Annotated in this window: 21 protein-coding genes; 20 read left to right on the top strand and 1 reads right to left on the bottom strand. The window is 29.2% G+C overall.

What is annotated here, in order from left to right:
* Positions 1 to 83 precede the first annotated feature (83 nt).
* The 9 genes from QX51_RS03565 to QX51_RS03600 all read left to right on the top strand — a co-directional run bounded on the left by QX51_RS03565 (position 84) and on the right by QX51_RS03600 (position 9,442).
* Positions 84 to 422 (top strand): DUF2325 domain-containing protein, encoded by a 339-nt coding sequence (locus QX51_RS03565; protein ID WP_039678543.1) that lies wholly within the window; start codon positions 84 to 86, stop codon positions 420 to 422.
* A 169-nt stretch (positions 423 to 591) separates the two neighbouring features.
* Entirely contained in the window at positions 592 to 804 is a 213-nt protein-coding gene (locus tag QX51_RS03570) for a FeoA family protein (RefSeq protein ID WP_039678544.1), read from the top strand.
* Between the two features lie 15 nt (positions 805 to 819).
* Entirely contained in the window at positions 820 to 1,047 is a 228-nt protein-coding gene (locus tag QX51_RS03575; protein WP_039678545.1) for a FeoA family protein, read from the top strand.
* Between the two features lie 17 nt (positions 1,048 to 1,064).
* Positions 1,065 to 3,107, top strand: coding sequence for a ferrous iron transport protein B (gene feoB, locus QX51_RS03580; RefSeq protein WP_039678546.1), 2,043 nt, complete (start codon positions 1,065 to 1,067; stop codon positions 3,105 to 3,107).
* 196 nt (positions 3,108 to 3,303) lie between these two features.
* Entirely contained in the window at positions 3,304 to 3,453 is a 150-nt protein-coding gene (locus tag QX51_RS20285) for a FeoB-associated Cys-rich membrane protein (RefSeq protein ID WP_139045014.1), read from the top strand.
* Between the two features lie 246 nt (positions 3,454 to 3,699).
* Positions 3,700 to 5,700 carry a fructose-bisphosphatase class III gene (locus QX51_RS03585; RefSeq protein WP_039678547.1) on the top strand — a complete coding sequence of 667 codons (2,001 nt, stop codon included), beginning with the start codon at positions 3,700 to 3,702 and terminating at the stop codon, positions 5,698 to 5,700.
* Between the two features lie 253 nt (positions 5,701 to 5,953).
* Positions 5,954 to 7,168, top strand: a complete 1,215-nt coding sequence (locus QX51_RS03590) for a carboxylate--amine ligase (RefSeq protein ID WP_039678548.1) — start codon at positions 5,954 to 5,956, stop codon at positions 7,166 to 7,168.
* A 12-nt stretch (positions 7,169 to 7,180) separates the two neighbouring features.
* Positions 7,181 to 7,882, top strand: coding sequence for a cysteate racemase (cuyB, locus tag QX51_RS03595; protein ID WP_039678549.1), 702 nt, complete (start codon positions 7,181 to 7,183; stop codon positions 7,880 to 7,882).
* Positions 7,883 to 7,927: 45 nt separating this feature from the next.
* On the top strand, positions 7,928 to 9,442 hold the full coding sequence (locus QX51_RS03600) for a UDP-N-acetylmuramoyl-L-alanyl-D-glutamate--2,6-diaminopimelate ligase (RefSeq protein WP_039678550.1): 1,515 nt from the start codon (positions 7,928 to 7,930) through the stop codon (positions 9,440 to 9,442).
* Positions 9,443 to 9,688: 246 nt separating this feature from the next.
* Here the strand turns inward: QX51_RS03600 and QX51_RS19330 are convergent, their stop codons facing one another.
* A complete protein-coding gene (locus tag QX51_RS19330; RefSeq protein ID WP_052232862.1) occupies positions 9,689 to 10,090 on the bottom strand; it encodes a hypothetical protein in 402 nt (133 codons plus the stop codon).
* 108 nt (positions 10,091 to 10,198) lie between these two features.
* Here QX51_RS19330 and QX51_RS03610 point away from each other — a divergent pair, with 108 nt between their 5' ends.
* The 11 genes from QX51_RS03610 to QX51_RS03660 form a co-directional block, all read left to right on the top strand.
* Positions 10,199 to 12,943, top strand: a complete 2,745-nt coding sequence (locus tag QX51_RS03610) for a molybdopterin-dependent aldehyde oxidoreductase (protein WP_039678551.1) — start codon at positions 10,199 to 10,201, stop codon at positions 12,941 to 12,943.
* A gap of 301 nt (positions 12,944 to 13,244) precedes the next feature.
* The gene (locus tag QX51_RS03615; protein WP_039678552.1) at positions 13,245 to 15,470 is read left to right on the top strand and encodes a pyridine nucleotide-disulfide oxidoreductase/dicluster-binding protein; all 2,226 of its coding nucleotides are present in this window, start codon (positions 13,245 to 13,247) and stop codon (positions 15,468 to 15,470) included.
* Positions 15,471 to 15,692 carry a DVU_1557 family redox protein gene (locus tag QX51_RS03620; RefSeq protein ID WP_039678553.1) on the top strand — a complete coding sequence of 74 codons (222 nt, stop codon included), beginning with the start codon at positions 15,471 to 15,473 and terminating at the stop codon, positions 15,690 to 15,692. It abuts the gene before it with no gap.
* On the top strand, positions 15,689 to 16,321 hold the full coding sequence (gene trsM, locus QX51_RS03625) for a DVU_1556 family methyltransferase (protein WP_039678554.1): 633 nt from the start codon (positions 15,689 to 15,691) through the stop codon (positions 16,319 to 16,321). Before QX51_RS03620 ends, trsM begins: the two co-directional genes overlap by 4 nt.
* 4 nt (positions 16,322 to 16,325) lie before the next feature.
* Positions 16,326 to 16,754 (top strand): DVU_1555 family C-GCAxxG-C-C protein, encoded by a 429-nt coding sequence (locus tag QX51_RS03630; RefSeq protein ID WP_039678555.1) that lies wholly within the window; start codon positions 16,326 to 16,328, stop codon positions 16,752 to 16,754.
* A 21-nt stretch (positions 16,755 to 16,775) separates the two neighbouring features.
* Complete coding sequence (locus QX51_RS03635) at positions 16,776 to 17,813, top strand: XdhC family aldehyde oxidoreductase maturation factor (RefSeq protein ID WP_039678556.1); 1,038 nt, start codon at positions 16,776 to 16,778, stop codon at positions 17,811 to 17,813.
* Positions 17,810 to 18,955, top strand: coding sequence for a DVU_1551 family NTP transferase (locus tag QX51_RS03640; protein WP_039678557.1), 1,146 nt, complete (start codon positions 17,810 to 17,812; stop codon positions 18,953 to 18,955). Before QX51_RS03635 ends, QX51_RS03640 begins: the two co-directional genes overlap by 4 nt.
* Positions 18,939 to 20,057 (top strand): aminotransferase class V-fold PLP-dependent enzyme, encoded by a 1,119-nt coding sequence (locus QX51_RS03645; protein ID WP_039678558.1) that lies wholly within the window; start codon positions 18,939 to 18,941, stop codon positions 20,055 to 20,057. Before QX51_RS03640 ends, QX51_RS03645 begins: the two co-directional genes overlap by 17 nt.
* Positions 20,050 to 20,334: a hypothetical protein gene (locus QX51_RS03650; protein ID WP_039678559.1), complete on the top strand. Its 285-nt coding sequence runs from the start codon at positions 20,050 to 20,052 to the stop codon at positions 20,332 to 20,334. Before QX51_RS03645 ends, QX51_RS03650 begins: the two co-directional genes overlap by 8 nt.
* Positions 20,335 to 20,360: 26 nt before the next feature.
* Entirely contained in the window at positions 20,361 to 21,686 is a 1,326-nt protein-coding gene (gene trsS, locus QX51_RS03655; RefSeq protein WP_039678560.1) for a radical SAM (seleno)protein TrsS, read from the top strand.
* Between the two features lie 2 nt (positions 21,687 to 21,688).
* On the top strand, positions 21,689 to 22,933 hold a 1,245-nt coding region (locus QX51_RS03660; protein ID WP_039678561.1), incomplete at its 3' end, for a DVU_1553 family AMP-dependent CoA ligase.

Here is a 22,933-nt window from a genome sequence, read left to right on the forward strand (position 1 = left end):
GACATGTGAAAAATAAAATGTTATCTTTATATTAAATAAAAATGATAATCGTTATCAATTTAAAGAGAAAGGATGGAAGATAAATGACTTTATTGGTAGTAGGTGGAAATGAAAGAATGAAAAGAGACTATATTAATCTGGGCAAAGAAAAAGGATATAAAACTAAAGTAATATTAAATATGTCATCAAAGGCACTTAAAGATTTTGGCAGTCCCAATGCAGTTGTAATGTTTACTTCGACCGTATCTCATAAATTAAAAACTGTAGTTGAAACTCAAGCAAAGAAGAAAAATATACCTGTTATAAGGCATTACAATAATAGTAAAGTATCTTTTATGGAATGCCTTGATAAAGTGGATGAGTGCAATGGACAATGCGCATCATGTAAGTATAGTTTTAAAAAAGCGAAGAGTTTTACATAAAATATATAATAATAAAACATAAATATTTTTATATGTAATTGATAATAATGATAATTATTTTCATAAAACTATTGACATGGGAAATTATGAAAGTTATTATTTAATTGGATGAAATTTATTATCAATAAATATTAAATATCAATTGAAGATATATAAAGGGGTTGATTATATGTTATTATCAATGGTTTCTTTAGGAGAAATAAAAAAAATAAAAGAATTAAGAGGAAAAGATTCAGTAAAATCACATTTACAAAGTCTAGGATTTCTACCAGGTGAAAAAATTGAAGTAATATCAGAAAATCCAAGTGGAATTATATTATTAATTAAGAGTACAAAAATAGCTATAAATAAAGCGATGGCAAATAAAATAGTAGTGGAATAGTAGGGGGAATGATTAATGAAAACATTAAGAGATTTAAGTCCTGGACAAAAGGGAACAGTAATTAGCTTAGGAGAAAAAGGACCTGCAAGAAGAAGATTAATGGATATGGGTATTACTCCAGGAGTTGAAATACAAATAGTAAAAGTTGCACCACTAGGTGATCCTATAGAAGTAAATTTAAGAGGATATGAGCTAAGTTTAAGAAAAGACGAAGCTAATCAAATAAAAGTAAATCAATTATAGTAAAGAAGGAGAATACAATGAGTTTAAATATTGCTTTAGCAGGAAATCCAAACTGTGGTAAAACGACTCTTTTTAATGAAATAACAGGGTCAAAACAACATGTTGGAAACTGGCCAGGAGTTACAGTAGAGAAAAAAGAGGGAAAATATAAAAGAAATAAAGATATGAATATAGTGGACTTACCGGGAATTTATTCCTTATCACCATATTCAGCAGAAGAAATAGTGGCAAGAAATTATATTGTAGAAGAACAACCTGATGTACTAATAAATATAATTGACGCTACCAATATAGAAAGAAATATGTATTTAACACTTCAAATATTAGAAACAGAAATTCCAACTATTGTAGCCTTAAATATGATGGATGAAGTGGAAAATAGCGGTACAAAAATAGATATAGATAAAATATCAAAACATTTAGGTGTAAAAGTTGTACCTATTGTTGCGAGAAGTGGTAAAAATGTAGATCTATTAATGGAAGAAGTTAAAAAAGCATCTAATGAGAAAAATAAAGATTTAAAGGTTTATTCTAAGGATGTTGAGGATTTTCTAGAAGAAATTTTGCGTCATATTAATGATAATGAAAGTCAAATGATAAACTCTAGATGGAGAAGTATTAAATTATTAGAAGAAGATTCAATAGAAAGTGAAAAACTTTCAGAAGAAACAAAGAAAAAAATTGAATCTATATTAAATAGAGCTAATGAAAAGTTAAATGGAGATGCAGAAGGTGAAATTGCGGACCAAAGATATAAATTTATATCAAATGTTGTAGGTGAATCTGTTAAAAAGAAAGAAAAAGTAGATGGTAAAAGAGTTGAAACTACATCAGATAAAATAGATAAAATACTAACTAATAGAATAATAGCTATACCAGCATTTTTAGTAATAATGTATGGATTATTCTCCATAACATTTGGGGAAGGTCCATTAGGTATAGGTGTATATCTTCAAACATTAGTTTGTGATTTTTGGGATGGTCCTTTAACTGAAACTATACTTACTTCTTTACAAAGTATGGGGGCAAGTGAATGGGCATTATCTTTAGTTGGTGATGGTATACTTGCAGGACTTGGCGGTGTAGTATCATTCTTACCACAAATACTTGTACTATTCTTATTAATGTCAGTACTTGAAGATAGTGGATACATGGCAAGAGTTGCTTTTGTAATGGATAAAATCTTTAGAAAGTTTGGATTAAGTGGGAAATCATTTATACCATTACTTATGGGATTTGGATGTTCAGTACCAGCACTTATGGCAAGCAGAACTTTAGAAAATGAAAAAGATAGAAAAATAACAATGATGATTACTCCTTTTATGTCTTGTGGAGCCAAACTACCAATTTATTTAATGTTTGCGGCAACATTATTTGCAAATAGTAACCAAACTTTAATAATCTATTCTATTTATATGTTAGGTTTAGTGGTAGCAGTAATATCAGCACTTATACTAAGTAAGTTTGTGATAAAAGGTGAGGCTTCAAACTTTATAATGGAACTTCCTCAATATAGAATACCAACTTTAAGAAGCGTATTTATGCATGGTATTGAAAAAGTTAAAGGATTTGCAATAAAAGCAGGAACTGTTATATTAGCATCTACAATATTAATTTGGTTACTGTCAAACTTTAACTTTAGTGGCATGTGTGAAATGGAAGATAGTATATTAGCATCAATAGGAAGAGGCATTCAGTGGATATTTGCACCACTTGGATTTGGAAACTGGAAAGCATCAGTAGGTGTGGTAACAGGGTGGATAGCAAAAGAAAATATAGTTTCTACATTTGGTGTATTATTTGGAGCAAGTGATGCTATAACAGAAGCTGCTATGGAAGGTAGTGCAACAATTCCAGGTGTGGCAGCAGCATTTACTAAAGCAGCAGCATTTTCTTATATGGCTTTCAACTTACTTTGTATGCCTTGTTTTGCAGCAGTTGGAGCTATAAGAAAAGAAATGGGATCTTGGAAGGATACTCTAATGACAGTAGGATTCCAAATGCTAGTAGCGTGGATAGTTGCATTCTTAGTATATATAGTGTGTGGTTTTATTTTCTAAATCAAAAATATATTTTTGAGCAAGGTCGCTACCTGAAATTTTATGGAGCTCACGCAGTGGCTTAAAGTGGAAGCAAAGGAATCTCGCTTGAGTAACGGATTTATACGAAGTGGTAACGAGTATATATCGTTGACGATATGCTTTTCGATTTTGGCAACATGAAGCGAAGCAAATTTTTAAATAAAGGGATGATATTATGATAAATTACTTAATTGGAATAGGATCGGCTTTAATAGTAATTTTAACGTGTAAAAATTTTATAAAGAATGCTAGAAGTGGAGAAAGTAAGTGCTCTTGTGGTTGCAATGGATGTTCATCTGCAAATCAATGTAGCCACAAACAATAATTTCTTAACAATCTAACCTTCCCGAAAAAAGAATGAGAAAACTCATTCTTTTTTAATTTCTAACTTTATTACTTGAGCAACGGACTAAGCTGTTGGCGATATGAGCTAAGCAAATTTTTTATTTTGGAAAACTAATAAAATATAAAAATTAACATAAAATATAATTTACGATTTATAAGAAAAAATTAATTTGTTAAACTATGTTATAATTATTTTAGTAATAAAATTAATATGGAGGAATTTTGAATGAAAGAAATATATGAAGTTTCAGATGATTATTTAAACAGCCAACTTAAATATTTAAAATTATTATCGAAGCAATATTCAAGCATATCAAAAGCAAGTGCTGAAATTATAAATTTAAAAGCAATATTAAATCTTCCAAAAGGTACAGAACATTTTCTGTCAGATATTCATGGAGAATATGAACCTTTTGTTCATGTATTAAAAAATGCGTCAGGAGTAGTTAAAAGAAAAATAGAAGAATTGTTTGGCAATTCTATGATAGAAAGTGAACGTAGAAGGCTGGCTACTCTTGTATATTATCCAGAACAAAAACTAGATTTAATTGAAAAACAAGAAAGTCAAAAAGAGATAGAGGATTTCTATAGAATAACTATTCATAGATTAATTGAGCTTTTAAGATATGCTTCTAGTAAATATACAAGATCAAAAGTAAGAAAGTTCCTTCCAGAAGATTTCAAATATATTATAGAGGAACTATTGCACCCAGATTCATCTAGCCCTCATAAAGATGAGTATTATAAAAGTATAGTAGATAACATAATAGAAATTGATAGGGCAAGAGTGTTTATTATAGAGGTATCTAAAGCAATACAAAAGCTTGTTATAGATAGATTACATATAGTTGGAGATATTTACGATAGGGGGCCAAGACCCGATGTTATTATGGACACTTTAATGAATTATCACAATGTGGATATACAATGGGGAAATCATGATATTTTATGGATGGGGGCTGCAGCAGGCCAAAAAGTATGTGTAGCAAATGCCATAAGAATATCTGCTAGATATGCCAACTTAGACATAGTAGAAGATATTTATGGAGTTAATATATTACCTCTTGCAACATTTGCTTTAGAAGTATATAAAGATGACCCTTGTGTAGAGTTTATGCCAAAAATGAGTGATGATGAAGCTTCTACAACAGAAAAATCACTAATAGCGAAAATGCATAAGGCAATTAGTATAATTCAGTTTAAGCTAGAGGCAGAAATAATTAAAAGAAGACCGGAGTTTGAAATGGATCATAGATTATTATTAAGCAAGGTAAACTATGATGAAGGAACAATAGAACTTAAAGGAAAAACTTATAAATTAAAAGATACTAATTTTCCAACAATAGATCCGAAAGATCCTTATAAATTAACGCCGAGAGAAGAAATAGTAATAGAAAAGTTGGCTACATCTTTTGAGAACAGTGATAAACTACAAAAACATGTGGGATTTTTATTTTCAAAGGGAAGTATCTATTTAAAAACTAATGGTAATTTACTAGTTCATGGTTGTATACCTTTAACTGATGATGGAGATTTTATGTCTATGAAAATTGACAATAAAGAATATAAAGGTAGAGAGCTGATGGATAAGATGGAATCTTACATTAGAAAGGGCTATTTCTTTGATAAAAACCATCCAGAAAAAGAATATGGCAAAGATATGATGTGGTATTTATGGACAGGAAAATGTTCATCCTTATTTGGAAAAGATGACATGACAACTTATGAAAGATATTTTATAGCTGAAAAAGAAGCACAAAAAGAAAATAAAAATCCATATTATACTTTACGAGAAGAAGATGAAGTTTTGAAGAATATATTTGATGAGTTTGAACTAGATTTTCAAAGTGGCCATATAATTAATGGTCATGTACCAGTAAAAAGTAAAAATGGTGAAAGTCCTGTAAAAGCTGGAGGAAGAATTCTAGCTATTGATGGTGGATTTTCTAGAGCTTATCAAGGAAAAACAGGAATAGCAGGATATACATTAATATATAACTCTCAAATGATGCAACTTGTATCACATGAACCTTTTTCATCAGCTGAAGATTCTATTTTATATGAAAAAGATATATTATCTACATCTATAATAGTTGAAAATAGAGCAAATAGAATGTTTGTAAGAGACACCTATGATGGTATGAAAATTCAACAAGAGGTAAATGATTTGAAAATGTTAATAATCGCTTATAAAAAAGGTTTAATAAAAGAAAAGCAAAACTTATAAATTAAAAAAACTATCTCCTTAAAAATATTAAGAGAGATAGTTTTTTTAGTTTATAAAAAGTATTATATTTTTAAATATGTAAGCAATAATAAAAAAGAAGATAGAAATTATACTACATAAAGTAAAGAAGCATTAGCAGAAATCTTGAAATTTCAACTCATTACACGTATTTTGAAATAGTCATTTTTTTGACAGATTGTAAGAAATAAAGTATAATAACCAATGTATTTAAAAAGAATAAGAGGTGGATGAAGTGGATAAGATTAAAATTCAACCTGTATTGGTTGGTGGAGATATAAACTGTTACTCTGTTGCAAGAGCTTATCATGAAGCTTATGGAGTTAAATCAATAGCTTTTGGGAAAATGCTACTTGGAGCAACAAAGGATAGTAATATAATAGATTTTAGAGTAGACCCTAATATGGGAAATAAAGATGAGTTTATACAGGTTTTATTAAAAACTGCAGATGAACTTTCTGAGCCAAATAAAAAACTTATAATTCACGGATGTACTGATGAGTATGCAGAATTAATAATAGATTATAGAGATGTTTTATCAGAAAAATATATAGTACCTTATATAGGTGCAGAACTTAAAGATAAGTTAATAGAAAAAGAATTATTCTACAATATGTGTGAAGAATATGGATTAGATTATCCAAAAACATATATATACAATAAAGGTGATGAAATAAGAGACTTTGGATTTAACTATCCAGTTATATTAAAAGCATCTGATAGTATATCATTCTTCCAAAATGCTTTCGAAGGAATGAACAAAGCTTATCTTATACAAGATGAAGAAGAATTTAAAAGAGAAATAGAAAAAATATATTCTCATGGTTATGAAAAATCTATGATAGTTCAAGATTTCATACCTGGAGATGACTCACATATGAGAGTTTTAACTTGCTACTCAGATCAAAATGGTAAAGTTAAAATGCAATGTTTAGGACATGTTTTATTAGAAGAACATACTCCAAAGGGAATAGGAAATCATGCTGCAATCATTACTGAATATGACGAAGAAGTTATGAATAAATTCAGAAACTTCTTAGAGAGTATTAACTATACTGGATATTCAAACTTTGATATAAAATATGATGCAAGAGATAATAAATACAAAGTATTTGAAATAAACTTAAGACAAGGTAGAAGTAACTACTATGTAACATCTTCAGGAAATAACATAGCTAAATTTGTTGTGGAAGATAGAGTTTACAATAAAGAGTTAGATTTAAAAATACAAAAAGAACCTTTCTTCTGGAGATGTATACCAAAAGAAGTAGTTTATAAATATGTTAAAAATCAAGAGTTAGTTAACAAATGTAAACAATTAGATGCTGCAGGAAAATCTGCTACATCATTTGGATATGAAGCTGACTTAAAAGGTAATTTTAAAAGAAGATGGTATATATTCCTATACTATGTAAATCAATTTAGAAAATTTAAAAAATATTGCAAGTAGATTGGTGATAATATGAAAAATATAACTGTAGGTGTTTTAGGCGGCCTAGGACCTATGGCTTCTGTATATTTTTATGATATGGTTGTAAATATGACAGATGCAAAGACTGACCAAGAACATGTGGATATGATAATAACAAATAGAGCGACTACACCAGATAGAACAGCTTTTATAGTTGGAAGTTCTGATGAAGACCCATCAAATATATTAATAGATGATGCAAAAAAATTAGAAAAATATGGTGTGGATTTTATTGTGATGACATGCAACACAGCCCATTACTTCTATGAAAAAATAGCAAGAAGTGTTAATTTACCTTTAGTAAATATAGTAGAAGAAACCATAAAACATGCTAAAGCTACTAATCACAAAAAACTAGGTATTCTTGCTACTACTGGAAATATAAAAACTAGCTTATACCAAAATATGTGTGAGAAGTATGATATGAAATACTTAACATTAGATGAAAATAGACAGTCTAAAGTAATGGAAATAATTTATGATGACATAAAAAGTGGTAAACCAGCTGACATGGACAAGTTTAATTCCATAGTTGATTATTTAAAAGAAAATGATTGTGATGGAGTTATTCTTGGCTGTACAGAATTATCAATATTAAAAAATGACAATGAATTAGATGGAAATTTTTATATAGATTCCCTAGAAGTTCTTGCTAGAGAAACTATAGTAAGAAGTGGAAGAAAACTAAAATAGAGTAGGTTACCTACTCTATTTTTAAAATTAGAGAGGAAGTATATTATGAAGTTATTTAAACTAATGGAAGATGTAAGCTTTACATCTAACTTACCTTTAGAAAAAATTAATGAAATTGAAATAAAAGATATAGCATATAACTCTAGAAGCTGTAAAGAAGGTTTTATATTTGTTGCTCTTATTGGAGAAACTGTAGATGGCCATAGATTTGTGAAAAATGCTTATGATAATGGAGCTAGAGTATTTTTACTACAAAAAGGAATGGAATCTAATAAATCTGTTATGGAATTGCCATGTGATGCAGTGAAATTATTTGTTGAAGATAGCAGAATCAGTTTATCAAGAATATCACATAACTTTTTTGAAAAACCTTCTAATGTATTAAAAATAATAGGTGTTACAGGAACTAAGGGAAAAACAACTATAACAAATTATATTGCTACTGTTTTAAATGAATCTGGAGTTAATACTGGAGTAATAGGAACTAATGGGACTTTCTTTAATGGAACTTATGAAGTTACTGCAAATACTACTCCAGAAAGCTATGAGTTACACAGAATATTTAGAAAAATGTTAGATAATGGGGTAAAATGTGTTTCTATGGAAGTTTCTTCTGGTGGAATAATGCAAAATAGAGTAGAAGATGTTGATTTTGATGTAGCAATATTCTCAAACTTATCCCCAGACCACATAGGTCCAAAGGAGCATCCAACATTTGAACACTATTTACAATGTAAAGCAAGATTGTTTAAAATGGCTAAGCATGGAATAATAAATGTGGATGATGAATATGCAAAAGATATAATAAAAGCAGCAACTTGTGATGTAGAGACTTTTGCTATAGAAAATAATGCAGATTTAACTGCAAATAATATAAGATACTCAAAAGAGATAGACTCTCTTGGTGTAAGTTTTGATTGTAATACTAGATTTGAAACTTTCCCATGTTTTATATGTTCTCCAGGAACTTTTAGTATCTATAATGCACTGGCAGTTATAGCGGTGTGCAAATATTTAGATGTAAAAAGAGAGATAATGATAGATGCATTAAAAAATGCCAAAGTTAGTGGTAGAGTAGAAGTTTTATCAATTCTTCCTTATGCAACAGTAATTGTTGATTATGCTCACAATGGTGTTAGTTTAGAAAATATATTACAAACACTTAAAAATTACGATCACCAAAGGTTAGTATGCTTATTTGGTTCAGTAGGTGGAAGAACAGAGATAAGAAGAAAAGAACTAGGTGATGTGGCTGCTCGTGAATGTGATTTAGCAATACTTACATCAGATAACCCAGACTATGAGGAGCCTATGAATGTAATAAATGATATAGCAGAATCTTTTGAAGGATCTTCTTGTGAAGTAATAAAAATAGCAGATAGAGAAGAAGCTATAAAATATGCTATTAGAAATGCTCAAGAAGGAGATATGATAGTATTTGCAGGAAAAGGTCATGAAAAATACCAATTAATAAATGGAGAAAAGTTACCTTTTGATGAAATAGCAATAGCTAAAGATGAAGCAAAAAAAGTAATAGAAGAAAAAGAATTATTAGCTTAGTTAATAATTTAATATATTAAATAAAGTAGTGTCTTTAATATATTAAAAAGAGCTATTGGAAAACAATAAACATTGTTTTCCAATAGCTCTTTTTTAGCATTAAGAAATTAATAATTAATATTTTAATAAATAATATAGAACATTTAAAGAATTATTCAGATTTATATAAAAATTGAAACAAATATATTACTGAAAATTGATTTTTGAAAATTCTTATGATATTATTAAATTAATTAGAAAATAAAATTAATCATGGCATCTTGATTGATTCAGTCCTTGACCAGTTACATCAATTATTTTATTCATAGCAGTGTCAGATAAAAATACAATTTCTGATGGTTCGCCTTTCAAATTTTCACCCATCAACTTTAAACCATTAGAGTTTTCTATGTAAGAAATATCTAGATTTCTCCTAAAAATTCTATTAGTAGTTTTATCTTTAACTTCTACAGTAACTTCATCGCAACTAATAAAATCTAAAGGAGCGTTGTTTGGAGCTAAATTATTGTTGAAGTAATCTGAAATGTAATTTATGGCATAGTCTCTCAAAATAATTAATTCCTCATTAGTTTTAGCATTAGATGTAGAAATTAACTTATCAAATATTTCTTTTAAAACTTCTTCATTAAAAACAGTATCTTTAATCATAATAACCTCCAATATATATTATATTAATTTTGCTAATTAATAAATTTACATAAATTATAGTCCAAGTTTATTAATTTAGGAATAAAAATTTCAAAGGGGGAAAATAATTTGTTATTAAAAAAGGTCCTTTATATCAATGGAGTAAAAAGAACATTATTTGTTGATCCAGAAAGTTCTTTAGCATCTGTATTACGTGAACAACTATTACTTACTGGATGTAAGATAGGTTGTGGCCAAGGTCACTGTGGTACTTGTACAATCATATTAAATAATAAAGCTGTTCGTTCTTGTATCGTAAAAATGAAAAAAGTTGAGGATGAATCAGTTATTCAAACTATAGAAGGATTAGCTGAAGGAGAAAACTTACATCCATTACAAGTTGCATGGATGGGACATGGATGTGCACAATGTGGTTTCTGTAGTCCAGGATTTATTATGTCAGCGAAAGTTTTATTAGAAGAAAATCCTTCTCCAACAAGAGAAGAAGTAAGAGCGTGGTTCCAAAAACATAAAAATTTATGCCGTTGTACAGGATATAAACCTTTAGTAGATGCAGTTATGGATGCAGCTGCTGTACTAAGAGGAGAAAAGAAAGTTGAAGACTTAATATTTGAACCAGTAGGAAATGATATATTAGGTACAAAATATGTAAGACCATCTGCTAAAGCTAAGGTAACTGGTACTTGGGACTTTGGTGCAGATATAAACTTACAAATGCCAGAAGGTACTTTAAGTTTAGCTCTAGTGCAAGCTGAAGTTTCACATGCAAATATTAAAGGTATAGATGCATCAGAAGCTGAAAAAATGCCAGGTGTTCATAAAGTAATAACAGCTAAAGATGTAATAGGTAATAATAGAATAAATGGACTAGTATTTTTCCCAGCTGGTAATAAAGGCGATGGATGGGATAGACCAATTCTTTGTGATGAAAAAGTATTCCAATATGGTGATGCGATAGCTGTAGTTGCTGCTGAGTCAGAAGCAATAGCAAGAGAAGCAGCTAAAAAAGTTAAAGTAGATTTAGAAGTACTTCCAGCTTATATGAGTGCTCCAGAAGCAATGGCTGAAGATGCTATAGAAATACATCCAGGAACTCCTAATGTTTACTTTAAAACAGATTGTAAAAAAGGTGAAGATACAGCTCCATTAATGGAAAGTCTTCCAAATGTTGTTGAGGTAGAATCTTATTGTAGCCGTCAACCACATTTACCATTAGAGCCAGATGTAGGGCAAGCGTATATGGACGAAGATGGAAACTTAATTATAAATTCTAAGAGTATAGGAATTCATTTACATCATGCAATGATTTGTAATGGTATAGGTGTTGATCCTGAAAAATGTTTCTTAGTACAAAATCCAACTGGAGGAACTTTCGGATATAAATTCTCTCCAACTATGGAATCAATACTTGGTGTATGCTGTTTAGCAACTGGAAGACCAGTTTCATTAAACTATAACCAATATCAAAATATAACTTATACAGGTAAGAGATCTCCAGCATTTTTGAAAATAAAACTTGGAGCAGATGAAAATGGTAAAATACTTGCTCTTGAAGGTGAAAACTATATAGATCATGGTCCATATTCAGAATTCGGTGATTTATTAACTATGCGTCTTACTCAATTCGTAGGTGCAGGTTATGGAATACCAAATATAAGAAATACTTCTTATACTGTATGTACTAACCATGCTTGGGGTAGTGCATTCAGAGGATATGGTGCTCCACAAAGTTTCATGGGAACTGACACTGCTATAGATGTATTAGCAGATAAAATGGGAATGGATCCATTTGAATTAAGATATATAAATGCTTATAGACCAGGAGATACAACTCCAACTGGTCAAACTCCAGAAGTATTCTCAATAGTACCTATGATGGACAAATTAAGACCATTATATGAAGAGGCTAAAGTAAGAGTTAAAGAAAACTCTACAGATAAAGTTAAACGTGGTGTAGGTATATCAATAGGTGTTTACGGATGTGGTCTAGATGGTGCTGACTCATCTGAAGCTTATGCTGAAATAACTCCAAAAGGTGTAACCATATACAACTCTTGGGAAGATCATGGTCAAGGTGCTGATATAGGTACATTAACTATGGCTCATGCAACTTTAAAGAAAGCTGGATACAAGCCAGAAGATATTAAACTAGTATTATGTGATATGCGTCAAACTCCAAATAGTGGTCCTGCTGGTGGAAGTAGATCAAACGTTGTTACAGGTAATGCTACAAGAATAGCTGCTGAAAACTTATTAAAAGCATTAGATAAAGGTGATGGAACTTATCGTACTTACGACGAAATGGTAGCTGAAGGTTTACCAACTAAAGTTGTAGGGAAATGGGTTGCTTCTATGTGTTCTGACTGTCAATATGAAGATGGTCAAGGTGCACCATTTAGTAACTACATGTATGTTGTAAATATGCCAGAAGTTGCTGTTGACATGGAAACTGGTAAGACAAAAGTTGAAAAATTCACTTGTATGGTTGACTGTGGTAAGATAATAAACAAACTTGTAGTTGATGGCCAGGTTTATGGAGCATTAGCACAAGGTATAGGTCTTGCATTAAGTGAAGACTTTGAAGATTTAAATAAACATACTACATTAGTTAAATGTGGTATACCTCAAATAGAAGATGTACCAGATGATTTAGAAATACATTATGAAGAAGCTATGAGACCTGATGGACCTTACGGAGCATCAGGAGTAGGTGAAGGGCCACTAGCTGCACCTCACCCTGCTATATTAAATGCTATATTTAATGCTACAGGAGCTAGAATAACTAGAGTACCAGCAACTCCAGACGTTGTTAAAGAAGCTTTAGAAGGATTAAAAAGTGGAGCAAATGCTTAAATAAGAAGTAAATAAAAAAGAGTAATTTTGCAATTGTTGCTCTTGTTTAGTCAAATAAAAGGGCTTAACTTTAAGTATATTTTACAAGAGTTTAAGCCCTTTTTTAGTCTCAAATGAAGCAAATTTTTTTATATTGAAGGGAATTATATGTTAACTGCTCTGTGGATAACATATAATTTCCAACTTTGTGATTTGAGCAACGGGCTAAGCAGTTGGAGATATGAAGTAGAGCGCCCATGCAGTGGCTTAAGCGAAGCGAATTTTTTATAGAATAGATATAATTATTTAAGGAGAATGGACTATGGATAATCTTAGTCAAGATAAATTAAAAGAACTAGAAAGTAAATGTATACAAGAAGAAGATCCCTGGTGTAGTGCCATGTGTCCTATACATATAGACGGAAGACAATTATGTAAATTGGTTGCTAAAGGGAATTTTACTGAAGGCAGAAAAATATATGAAAAAAAAGTTGTATTTCCCAATATAGTAAGTAGAGTTTGTGAAGAAAAATGTAAAAGTCAATGTAAAAGAAAAGAGCTAGGTAATTCCATAAATATTAGACAGCTTGAACTATCATGTATGAATTATGGAAAAGAAGTAAAAACAAGAGTTTTGTTAAAACCTAAAAAGAAAGAAAAAGTTATAATATTTGGAACTAGTTTAAGTGGATTAAGTTGTGCATTGGAGTTAAAAAACAAGGGGTACTTTGTTGATTTATATGAAGACAAAGATATTTTAGGGAAAAATATATATGAAACGTACAAGGATATATTAGAAGAAGATATCATAAAAAAAGATTTGCAAAAAATTGAAAGTGCGGGAATAAAGATTTATCTTAATTCTTCTTTTGAAGAAGAAAAATTAAATGAATATAAAGATAATTATGATGTATTAGTTTTTGATGGAAATATTTACAAAAAGTATCTATCTTATAACATGATAACTTTACAACATGAAAATGATAAGGTTTTTTATAGCCCTAAAAATGTTTCGGCGGTAGAATGTATAAGTTTAGGGAAAAGACTTTCTACCTCAATAGATAGATATTTTCAACATAGTAGTATGACTCAAGGAAGAGAAAAAGAAGGTATTTTCCAAACTAAACTATATACTAACTTAGAGGAAGTTGAGATTGAAGATGAAATAATTCCTAGTAATAAGCAGTATTACACAGAAGAAGAAGCTGTAAAAGAAGGTAAAAGGTGTATTGATTGTAATTGTCTTGAATGTGTAAAAGGTTGTGAATTTCTAAGACATTACAATTCTTATCCTAAAAAAATGGCAAGAGAAGCTTATAATAACTTATCTATTGCTTTAGGAAACAGAACTTCAAATAAGATGATAAACTCATGCAGTCTTTGTGGACAGTGTAAATCTATTTGTCCTGGAGGTTTGGATTTAGGAGAGGTCTGTGAATATGCAAGAAAGCAAATGGTAAAGACAAATAAAATGCCACCATCAGCTTTTGAATTTGCCATGGAAGATATGGAGTTTAGTAATAGTGATGAATTTTTTACAGTTATAAGTAAAGAAAATTCAAATTATGTATTTTTTCCAGGTTGTCAGTTATGTGCATCGGAGCCTGACTTAGTAAAAGTAATTTATAAAGATTTAAATAATAAATTAAAAGACGAAGTGGGATTAATACTTGGATGTTGTGGGGTAATAGGAAAGTGGTCTGGAGAAGAAGAAAGATTTTATGAAGAAATAAAATTAATAAAAGAAAGTTTAGAGAAAATTAATAATCCTACTCTTATTACAGCGTGCCCTACATGTTACAAGATTTTTAATTCTCATTTAGAGAATGTAAAAGTAAAAATGATTTATGATTATATTGATGATGATCAATTGAGATTTATCGGTAATGATGAGGAGATAGCTATAGATGATCCATGTACTGTTAGATATGATGATGAGTTACAAGATCAAGTGAGAGAAATAGCAAAAAAACTTGGATTTAATCTAAAAGAGCTAGATTATAACAAAGAAATAACTACTTGTTGTGGATATGGTGGACTTACTTGTTTTTCTAATAAAGAATTAAAGGAAAATATAGTTTTATCAAGAATTAAAGAAAACAAGCTAAACTATTTGACTTATTGTATAAATTGTAGAGATAGTTTTTTATCACAAGATAAAGAATCAAAACATATTTTGCAATTAATATATAATTTTGATGGGAAAAATAGAAAACCTAATATTTCTGAAAGAAGATATAATAGAGTCCAACTAAAATTAGACTTAACACAGAAGAAAGATAAGACTAATAATTATAATATCCACTTAATTATGAGTGATGATTTGAAAGAAAAGTTAGAGGATAGAATGATCTTATATAAAGATATTGAAGATACAATAAAAAAAGCAGAAGAAACTAAGGAAAAATTCTTTAACAAATCAAACAATCATAATTTAGCCTATTATAGAATAAAAAACGTTACATTTTGGGTGGAGTATACCATTGAAGGAGGCAAATACTTAGTTTATAACGCATATAGTCATAGAATGAAAATAGAGGTGAATTAAATGAAAGAAAATTATGATGATTTTTATGATTACTCAAGTGGATCAATGATTTGTGCCAAGTGTAATGAGCCTCTTGAAAGAGGTCAAGTGACTTTAGAATATTTAGGAAGTAGTTTTCCTGTTGAGCTACCAAAATGTCCTAAATGCAATAATGTATTTATAGACGAGAGTCTAGTATACTCAAAAATGCTAAGAGTAGAAAAGGCTTTAGAAGATAAATGATTAATAAGAGAGACATATTTAGCTTAGGCGGTCTAAATCTTGTAAATGAAATAATTGAAATGTACAAAATAGATGAGGATGTTAAAGTACTAGATATAGGCTGTGGAAGTGGATATTCAGTTAACTATTTATCTGAAAAGGGATTCGATGCAACGGGAATCGACTCTTCTGAAGAGATAATTAATTTAGGTAAGGAAAGATATAAAGATATAAATATAAAAGTAATGGATGCTAATAATCTTGACTTTCCCAATAATTATTTTGATTTAATTCTATTTGAATGTAGTTTATCAGTGATGAAAAATTCAGAAAAAATATTAGGCGATTGTAGAAAACTTTTGAAAAAAAACGGCATAATTTTGCTAAGTGATTTTTTCTTTAAGCAAACAGGCATATATGATGATACATATACTCTTAATTATTGGAATAAATTGTTTGGAGACTTGAATTTTCAAGTTATTAATTTTCAAGATAAATCTAGAGAATGGAAGAATTATTTAGGAATGGTTCTGTGGGAATATGGAGAGTTATCAGGGTTACTTAGAGGAAATCAAAATAATAAAATAAATAACGATATATTTAAAAAGGAAACAGGATATTTTTTAGTTATACTTAAAAAGAGGGATTGATGTTATGGATGAGTTATATATGGAAATGGTGGAACTGTCATCTAAAGGATATTATTGTAGTCAAATATTAATGAAAATAATTTTAGATTTAGAAGGTAAAGAAAATCCTGATTTAATCAGGTCTATGGGAGGATTAATAGGAGGATTAGGTTTTAATCAAAAAATATGTGGTGCTCTTACTGGAGGAGTATGTATTTTAGGTTATTTTGCATCAAAAGGTGAAGATGATGAAATAGAAGATGAAAATCTAAGCATCATGATAAGAGAATTGATAGAGTGGTTTGAAAATGAAGGCAGTGATAATAAGGGAATAAACTGTGGAGATATATTAGATGGAGATTTTAATAATAAATCAAAAACTTGTCCTAATTTAGTACTAAATACTTTTGAAAAGATAGTTGAAATACTTAATAAATATGGTTATGAACTGTAATTAATAAGGGGAGACGAGTTAATGAACATATATGAAGAGGGGTTAAGGATTTTAAAAGATAAAAAGAGTTTTGTTTTGGCGAGTATAGTGAGCAGCACTGGTTCTACACCTAGAGCAAAAGGTACCCAAATGATAATAAGAGAAGATGGCACAATATTTGGTACTGTAGGAGGAGGTAAGATGGAAGCCTCTTGTATTGAAAATGGTGTGAATTCAATTAAGAATAAAAAATCATTTGTTTACGAATTTAATTTAGATAGTAAAGATGCATATAAATCAGAAATGGTTTGTGGAGGAAATGGAGAAATACTTATAAACTATATGGATTATGAGGATGAAAATAATCTACTAATTATGAAAGAGGCAACAGAAGCTGTAAAAAATCATAAAAAAGGATGGATAGTTACAGTTTTAAAAGAAAATAAAAAAGAGATGATATTTGTTGATGATGAAAATAAGCTAACTGGAGAATATACAGGAAGTCAATTAATGAAAAGTAAATTATCTAATGGTATAGAAAGATTGAGTATCCACTCAGATGCAATTGATGACGAAAGGTTTATTATGCAAAAAGTTCATACTATGGGAAAAGCTTATATATTTGGAGCTGGACATGTATCTAAAGAAACAGCAGCAATTCTAGATATAATAGAATTTGAAACCATAGTTTTAGATGATAGAAATGAATTTGCAAATAAAGATAGATTTCCAAATTCACATACTATAGTATTAGATACATTAGAAGAAATTGGTGATTTAGGTATAGATGATGATAGTTATATTTTGATAATAACTAGAGGACATTTATATGACTATAACGTGCTTAATTGGGCATTAAAAACAGATGCTTACTATATAGGAATGATTGGTAGCCAATCTAAGATTAATATGACATATGAAAAGCTTAAAGCAGACGGATTTACAGAGAATGATCTTAAAAGAGTACATTCGCCAATAGGAATAAAGCTAGATGCAAAAACTCCTGGTGAAATTGCAGTTAGTATTGCGGCAGAACTTATAAATGAAAGAAGCGCAAAAGAAAGAAAAATGGAAAAATGAAGATAAGTGGTTTGATTGTTGCAGCAGGTTTATCATCTAGAATGAATGATTTTAAACCTTTAATGGAAATAGAAAACAAGCCACTTATTATAAATACAATTAATAGTTTGAGAAAAAGTGGAATAGAGGATATAAATATTGTTGTAGGTTATAGAGCTAAAGATATAGAAAGATGTGTAAAGAATGAGAATGTAAACATTATTTACAATAATGACTATAACAACACCTTTATGTATGATTCTTTTAAGCTTGGATTAGAAAAAATTAAAGATAATTGTGATGCAGTTACATTTTTACCTGGAGATGTTGGTTTCGTATCTAAATACACCATAGACTTATTAGTTAAAGAAATTTATAAAGATAAAAGTAAAATTGTATATCCAGTGTATAAAGATGTAATGGGTCATCCACCTATTATAAGCTCCATATGTTTTGATTACTTATTAAATTATAATGGTAAGAATGGTTTAAAAGGTGGAATGGAATATTTTGAAGAATGCTCTAAGAAAATAGATACACCCGATAAATTTATATTATGTGATATGGATTATAAAGAAGAGTTCTATAAAGTTAAACATGATTTTGAAAATAGGCAGATTTTATCTCTAGAAGAATGTATTTATTTATTATCTTATTTCCATGTACCTAATTCCATAATTAATCATGGTAAAAAAGTAAAAGAGATATGCGAAGATCTAAGTAATTCAATTAATAAAAATAAAAAGATTATAAATATAGACTTAATTAAATCAGCTTCTATTTTACATGATATAAAAAGACAAGAAAAGAATCACGCAGATTTAGGGGCTGACTTATTAGAAAGTTTAGGTTATGACAAAATAGCTTATATTGTTAGAAGTCATATGAAGCTTAAAAATGAAATGGAAGATGTAATAAATGAAAATACTATATTATATTATGGTGATAAACTAGTAGTAGAAGATGAATTTGTAGATTTAAATAAAAGATTTCAAGAGAAACTAAATAAATATAACGACAATGAAGAAATTCAAGCAAATATAATGAAAAAATATAAAACAACCCTTAAGATAAAATCCAACATTATTTCTATAATTGGAAGAAATGAGTATGAGAAATTGGAGAATAAATGGAGGGGGTATAAGGATGATTTATTTAAATAATGGTGCCACATCATGGCCTAAACCACAATGTGTCTCAAATGCTCTAAAAAAATCCTTAGATGAGTTACCATGTAGCGCTCATAGAAGTGGATTTGATGAAGAGGAAAATTATAATTGTAAAGATTTATTAGCAAAACTACTTAAAGTAGATAATCCTAATAACATTGTATATGGGAATAATGCTACCTTTGGACTTAACTTAGCTATTCAAGGATTTGAATTTAATAATGGGGACAAGGTTTTGACTACTGCAGCAGAGCACAATTCAGTATTAAGACCCTTACATTATCTTCAAAAGAAGAAAGTTATTGAATATGAGATAATTGATGTAAATGAAGAAGGAAGAATAGAGCCTAAATTATGGGAAGAAAAAATCAAGGAAATAAAGCCTAGAATGGTTGTATTTACTCATGCATCTAACGTAACAGGAGCAGTTAATGATGCACAAAAGCTAGCAAATATTGCAAAAAAATATAATTGTGTAGTGCTTTTAGATGCATCTCAAAGTCTAGGTCTAATAGATGTATTTCCGCAAAAATGGGATATAGATATGGTGGCATTTACTGGACATAAATACTTACTTGGACCTCAGGGAACAGGTGGGCTTTATGTATCTTCAAAAATTAAGTTAAACCCTATATTGCAAGGAGGAACAGGCATATATAGTGATGAAGATACTATGCCAGAAGAAATGCCTTTAAGGTTAGAAGCTGGAACACCAAATGATACATCATTTAAAGGGTTAGAGGAAGCTCTAAGATGGGCATTTGAAAATCCTATTAATAAGAATAAGATAGATTATTTAGTAAATAAAATAAAAAAAGAATTGAAAAAAATGAATGTTAATGTGATAGATGTAAGAGGTGAAACAACTCCTGTAATTTCATTTACTATGGCAAATTATAGTGTAAATGAAGTGGGAGAAATACTTCAAATGAGTTTTGATATTATATGCAGAAGTGGACTTCATTGCGCGCCTTTAATTCATAAATGCTTAAGAACATCACCAAGTGGAACAGTTAGAATTAGTTTATCAAGGTTTACTACAGAAGAGGAAGTAGACTATTTTATTAATTCCATAAAGGACATAATAGATGGATAAATTTAAAGTACAAAAAGTTGATAATTGTTTTAAAAACAGTCAAAGTTACGAGTACAAATTAAATGTGGAAGTAAATGAAGAACTTCTTAAAAAGTTACAAAACTTAGGTGAAATAGAAATTAAAAATTTTAGGCGACCAATTTTTATGATTAATTGTGAAAATAAAAATAAGATAAAGGGAGTTATTAACTCTAAAATCATAAGAGTGAGTTTTCCAGATGATATATGGGAAGAAAGAAAAGAATCATTTGAAAAATTTTTGAATGAAGTTTTGTAGATAGTCAATATTACTGGGGGGAAGCTATGGGAAAAATATTAAATCAAGTGGAGAGTTTATGTCCTTATTGTTTAAAAAAAATAGTAGGACAAAAAGTAGAATATGAAGATGGAGTATATTTGGAAAAAACTTGTGAAGAGCATGGTTTTTTTAAAACATTAATCTGGGAAGGCAAAGGTTATGAAGCTTGGAGCGATGTGGAAAAATTTAAAACTCCTAATGTGGTAAGTAGCGAAGCAAATAAAGGATGTCCATATGATTGTGGAATTTGTAGTGAACATAGACAGGAAACTTGTTGTGTTCTTCTTGAAATAACAAATAGATGTAATTTAAAATGTCCTATTTGTTTTGCCTCTTCAAATGAAAATATGAAAAAAGATATAAGTATAGAAAGAGTTAGTGAATACTACGATTATCTAATGAAGTGTGGAGGCCCTTATAATATTCAACTATCAGGAGGAGAACCAACTCTTAGGGATGATTTAGATGAGATAATTAAAATTGGAAAAGAAAAAGGGTTTACGTTTTTTCAACTTAATACTAATGGTATTAGAATTGGAGAAGATGAAAACTATATAAAGGCTTTAAGCAAAGCTGGTTTAAATACAGTATTTCTACAATTTGATGGTCTTAGTGATGACGTATACTCTAAGCTTAGAGGTAAAAAACTACTTAGAGTAAAATTAAAAGCCATAGAAAATTGTAAAAAGGCTGGAGTAGGAGTAGTTCTTGTTCCTACCATAATGAAAGATATAAATGTTAATCAAATAGGCAAAATTATAAATTTTGCCATAGATAATATGCCTGACGTGAGGGGAGTTCATTTTCAACCAGTAAGTTTCTTTGGAAGATATGAAAATAGAGATGAAAACTATAGAATAACCATACCGAAAATGTTAAATGAAATAGAAGAACAAATGAAGGGTAAGATGAAAATAGAAAACTTTATGGGAGGAGGAGCAGAGAATTCATACTGTTCTTTCCATGGAAACTTCTTAGTAAATGAAGATAAAAGTCTAAAACCTTTAGGAAGTAAAAGTAATTGTTGTTGTAAGCCAACTTCTTCTAAGCAATCTAGAGAATTTGTGGCAAAGCAATGGTCAGCAGTAAAAAAATCCTCAAATAAAAAAGATGCTAGAAATAACTTTACAAAATCTTTGGATGACTTCCTAGATAGATTTGATAATTATACCTTAGCCATATCTGCCATGTTATTCCAGGATGTGTGGAATGTGGATTTAGATAGGTTAAAACAATGTTATATACATGTAGTAAGTGAAGACATGAAACTGATACCTTTTTGTGCATATAACTTAACAAATATAGATAATAAAAGTTTATACAGGAGATAAGTATGAGATTAGATAATTGGATATCTGAAAAAATTAAAGTAAATAATAAATTAAGTAGAGATGAACTAGAAAAATATCAATTAAATGAATTAAATAATTTAATTAAATATGTGAAAGAAAACTCACCTTTTTACAAAGAACTATATAAAAACTTAGATGAAATAAATTCTTTAGAAGAGTTATATAAAATACCAATTATCAATAAAGAAGATATAATTGCAAATGGAAATAAAATGGTATGTGTTAATCAAAGCGAGATAAGCAGAATAGTTTCATTAGATACATCTGGAACTATGGGTAAATATAAAAGAATTTATTTTACTGAGGAAGACCAAAATCTTACAGTAGATTTTTTTACAAAAGGACTTAGCTTTCTTGTTGAAAAAAACGATGTAATGATGATTATGCTTCCTTTTGAAAGAGAAAATAGTGTAGGGGATTTAATAAAACAGTCTTTAGAAATTATGCAGGTTAAACCTGTAATGAACGGTAGTTTATCTTCTTTTAAGAAAACTACAGACATTATAATAAGTAAGCATGTAAATTCGATTGTAGGTATGCCTGTAGAAATTTTAGCTTTGGGAAGATATATAAAAAAACAAAATTTACCAATAAAAATTAAAAGTATTTTGTTAAGTGCGGATATGGTAAATAATACATTTATCGAAGAAATAAAGAATGTTTATAATTGTGAAGTATTTAATCATTTCGGTATGACAGAAACTGGACTTGGAGGTGCAGTTGACTGCGATTACCATAAAGGAATGCACATTAGAGAAAATGATTTATTAATTGAAATTGTAAATCCTGTGACAAAAGAAAATATGAAATGTGGAGAAAGTGGAGAAATTTTAATCACTACTTTAACGAGAAAAGCAATGCCTCTTATAAGATATGCTACGGGAGATATATCATCTTTTGTAAAAGAAAGTTGTAGTTGCGATAGTGTACTAAAAAGACTTGATAAAATAAGATATAGGATGGATGATAGAGCACATATAGGTAAAAACTTGTATATAAATATTAACTCCATAGATAATATTTTATTTAAATTAGATAACCTTATTAATTATAAAGTAGATGTGGAAAATAATGAGGAGTATTATGAGTTAAAATTACAGATAGCATTTTTCCAAGATGATAAAAAAATTTCATATTATGATAATAAAGGCTTAAAAATAGAAATAAAGAATTTATTATTAAATAATCCAAGAATTAAAAAATCTTATGAGATGGGAATATTAAAA

This window comes from Terrisporobacter othiniensis (genome assembly GCF_000808015.1).
In the GTDB taxonomy this organism is placed as follows: Bacteria; Bacillota; Clostridia; order Peptostreptococcales; family Peptostreptococcaceae; genus Terrisporobacter; species Terrisporobacter muris.

Coding starts and splice junctions, on each gene's coding strand:
- QX51_RS03645 (WP_039678558.1), top strand. CDS start 18,939: ATGATTTATTTAAATAATGGTGCCACATCATGGCCTAAACCACAATGT.
- QX51_RS03570 (WP_039678544.1), top strand. CDS start 592: ATGTTATTATCAATGGTTTCTTTAGGAGAAATAAAAAAAATAAAAGAA.
- cuyB (WP_039678549.1), top strand. CDS start 7,181: ATGAAAAATATAACTGTAGGTGTTTTAGGCGGCCTAGGACCTATGGCT.
- QX51_RS03635 (WP_039678556.1), top strand. CDS start 16,776: ATGAACATATATGAAGAGGGGTTAAGGATTTTAAAAGATAAAAAGAGT.
- trsS (WP_039678560.1), top strand. CDS start 20,361: ATGGGAAAAATATTAAATCAAGTGGAGAGTTTATGTCCTTATTGTTTA.
- QX51_RS03575 (WP_039678545.1), top strand. CDS start 820: ATGAAAACATTAAGAGATTTAAGTCCTGGACAAAAGGGAACAGTAATT.
- feoB (WP_039678546.1), top strand. CDS start 1,065: ATGAGTTTAAATATTGCTTTAGCAGGAAATCCAAACTGTGGTAAAACG.
- QX51_RS03600 (WP_039678550.1), top strand. CDS start 7,928: ATGAAGTTATTTAAACTAATGGAAGATGTAAGCTTTACATCTAACTTA.
- QX51_RS03640 (WP_039678557.1), top strand. CDS start 17,810: ATGAAGATAAGTGGTTTGATTGTTGCAGCAGGTTTATCATCTAGAATG.
- QX51_RS03630 (WP_039678555.1), top strand. CDS start 16,326: ATGGATGAGTTATATATGGAAATGGTGGAACTGTCATCTAAAGGATAT.
- QX51_RS19330 (WP_052232862.1), bottom strand. CDS start 10,090: ATGATTAAAGATACTGTTTTTAATGAAGAAGTTTTAAAAGAAATATTT.
- QX51_RS20285 (WP_139045014.1), top strand. CDS start 3,304: ATGATAAATTACTTAATTGGAATAGGATCGGCTTTAATAGTAATTTTA.
- QX51_RS03585 (WP_039678547.1), top strand. CDS start 3,700: ATGAAAGAAATATATGAAGTTTCAGATGATTATTTAAACAGCCAACTT.
- QX51_RS03650 (WP_039678559.1), top strand. CDS start 20,050: ATGGATAAATTTAAAGTACAAAAAGTTGATAATTGTTTTAAAAACAGT.
- QX51_RS03565 (WP_039678543.1), top strand. CDS start 84: ATGACTTTATTGGTAGTAGGTGGAAATGAAAGAATGAAAAGAGACTAT.
- QX51_RS03615 (WP_039678552.1), top strand. CDS start 13,245: ATGGATAATCTTAGTCAAGATAAATTAAAAGAACTAGAAAGTAAATGT.
- QX51_RS03620 (WP_039678553.1), top strand. CDS start 15,471: ATGAAAGAAAATTATGATGATTTTTATGATTACTCAAGTGGATCAATG.
- trsM (WP_039678554.1), top strand. CDS start 15,689: ATGATTAATAAGAGAGACATATTTAGCTTAGGCGGTCTAAATCTTGTA.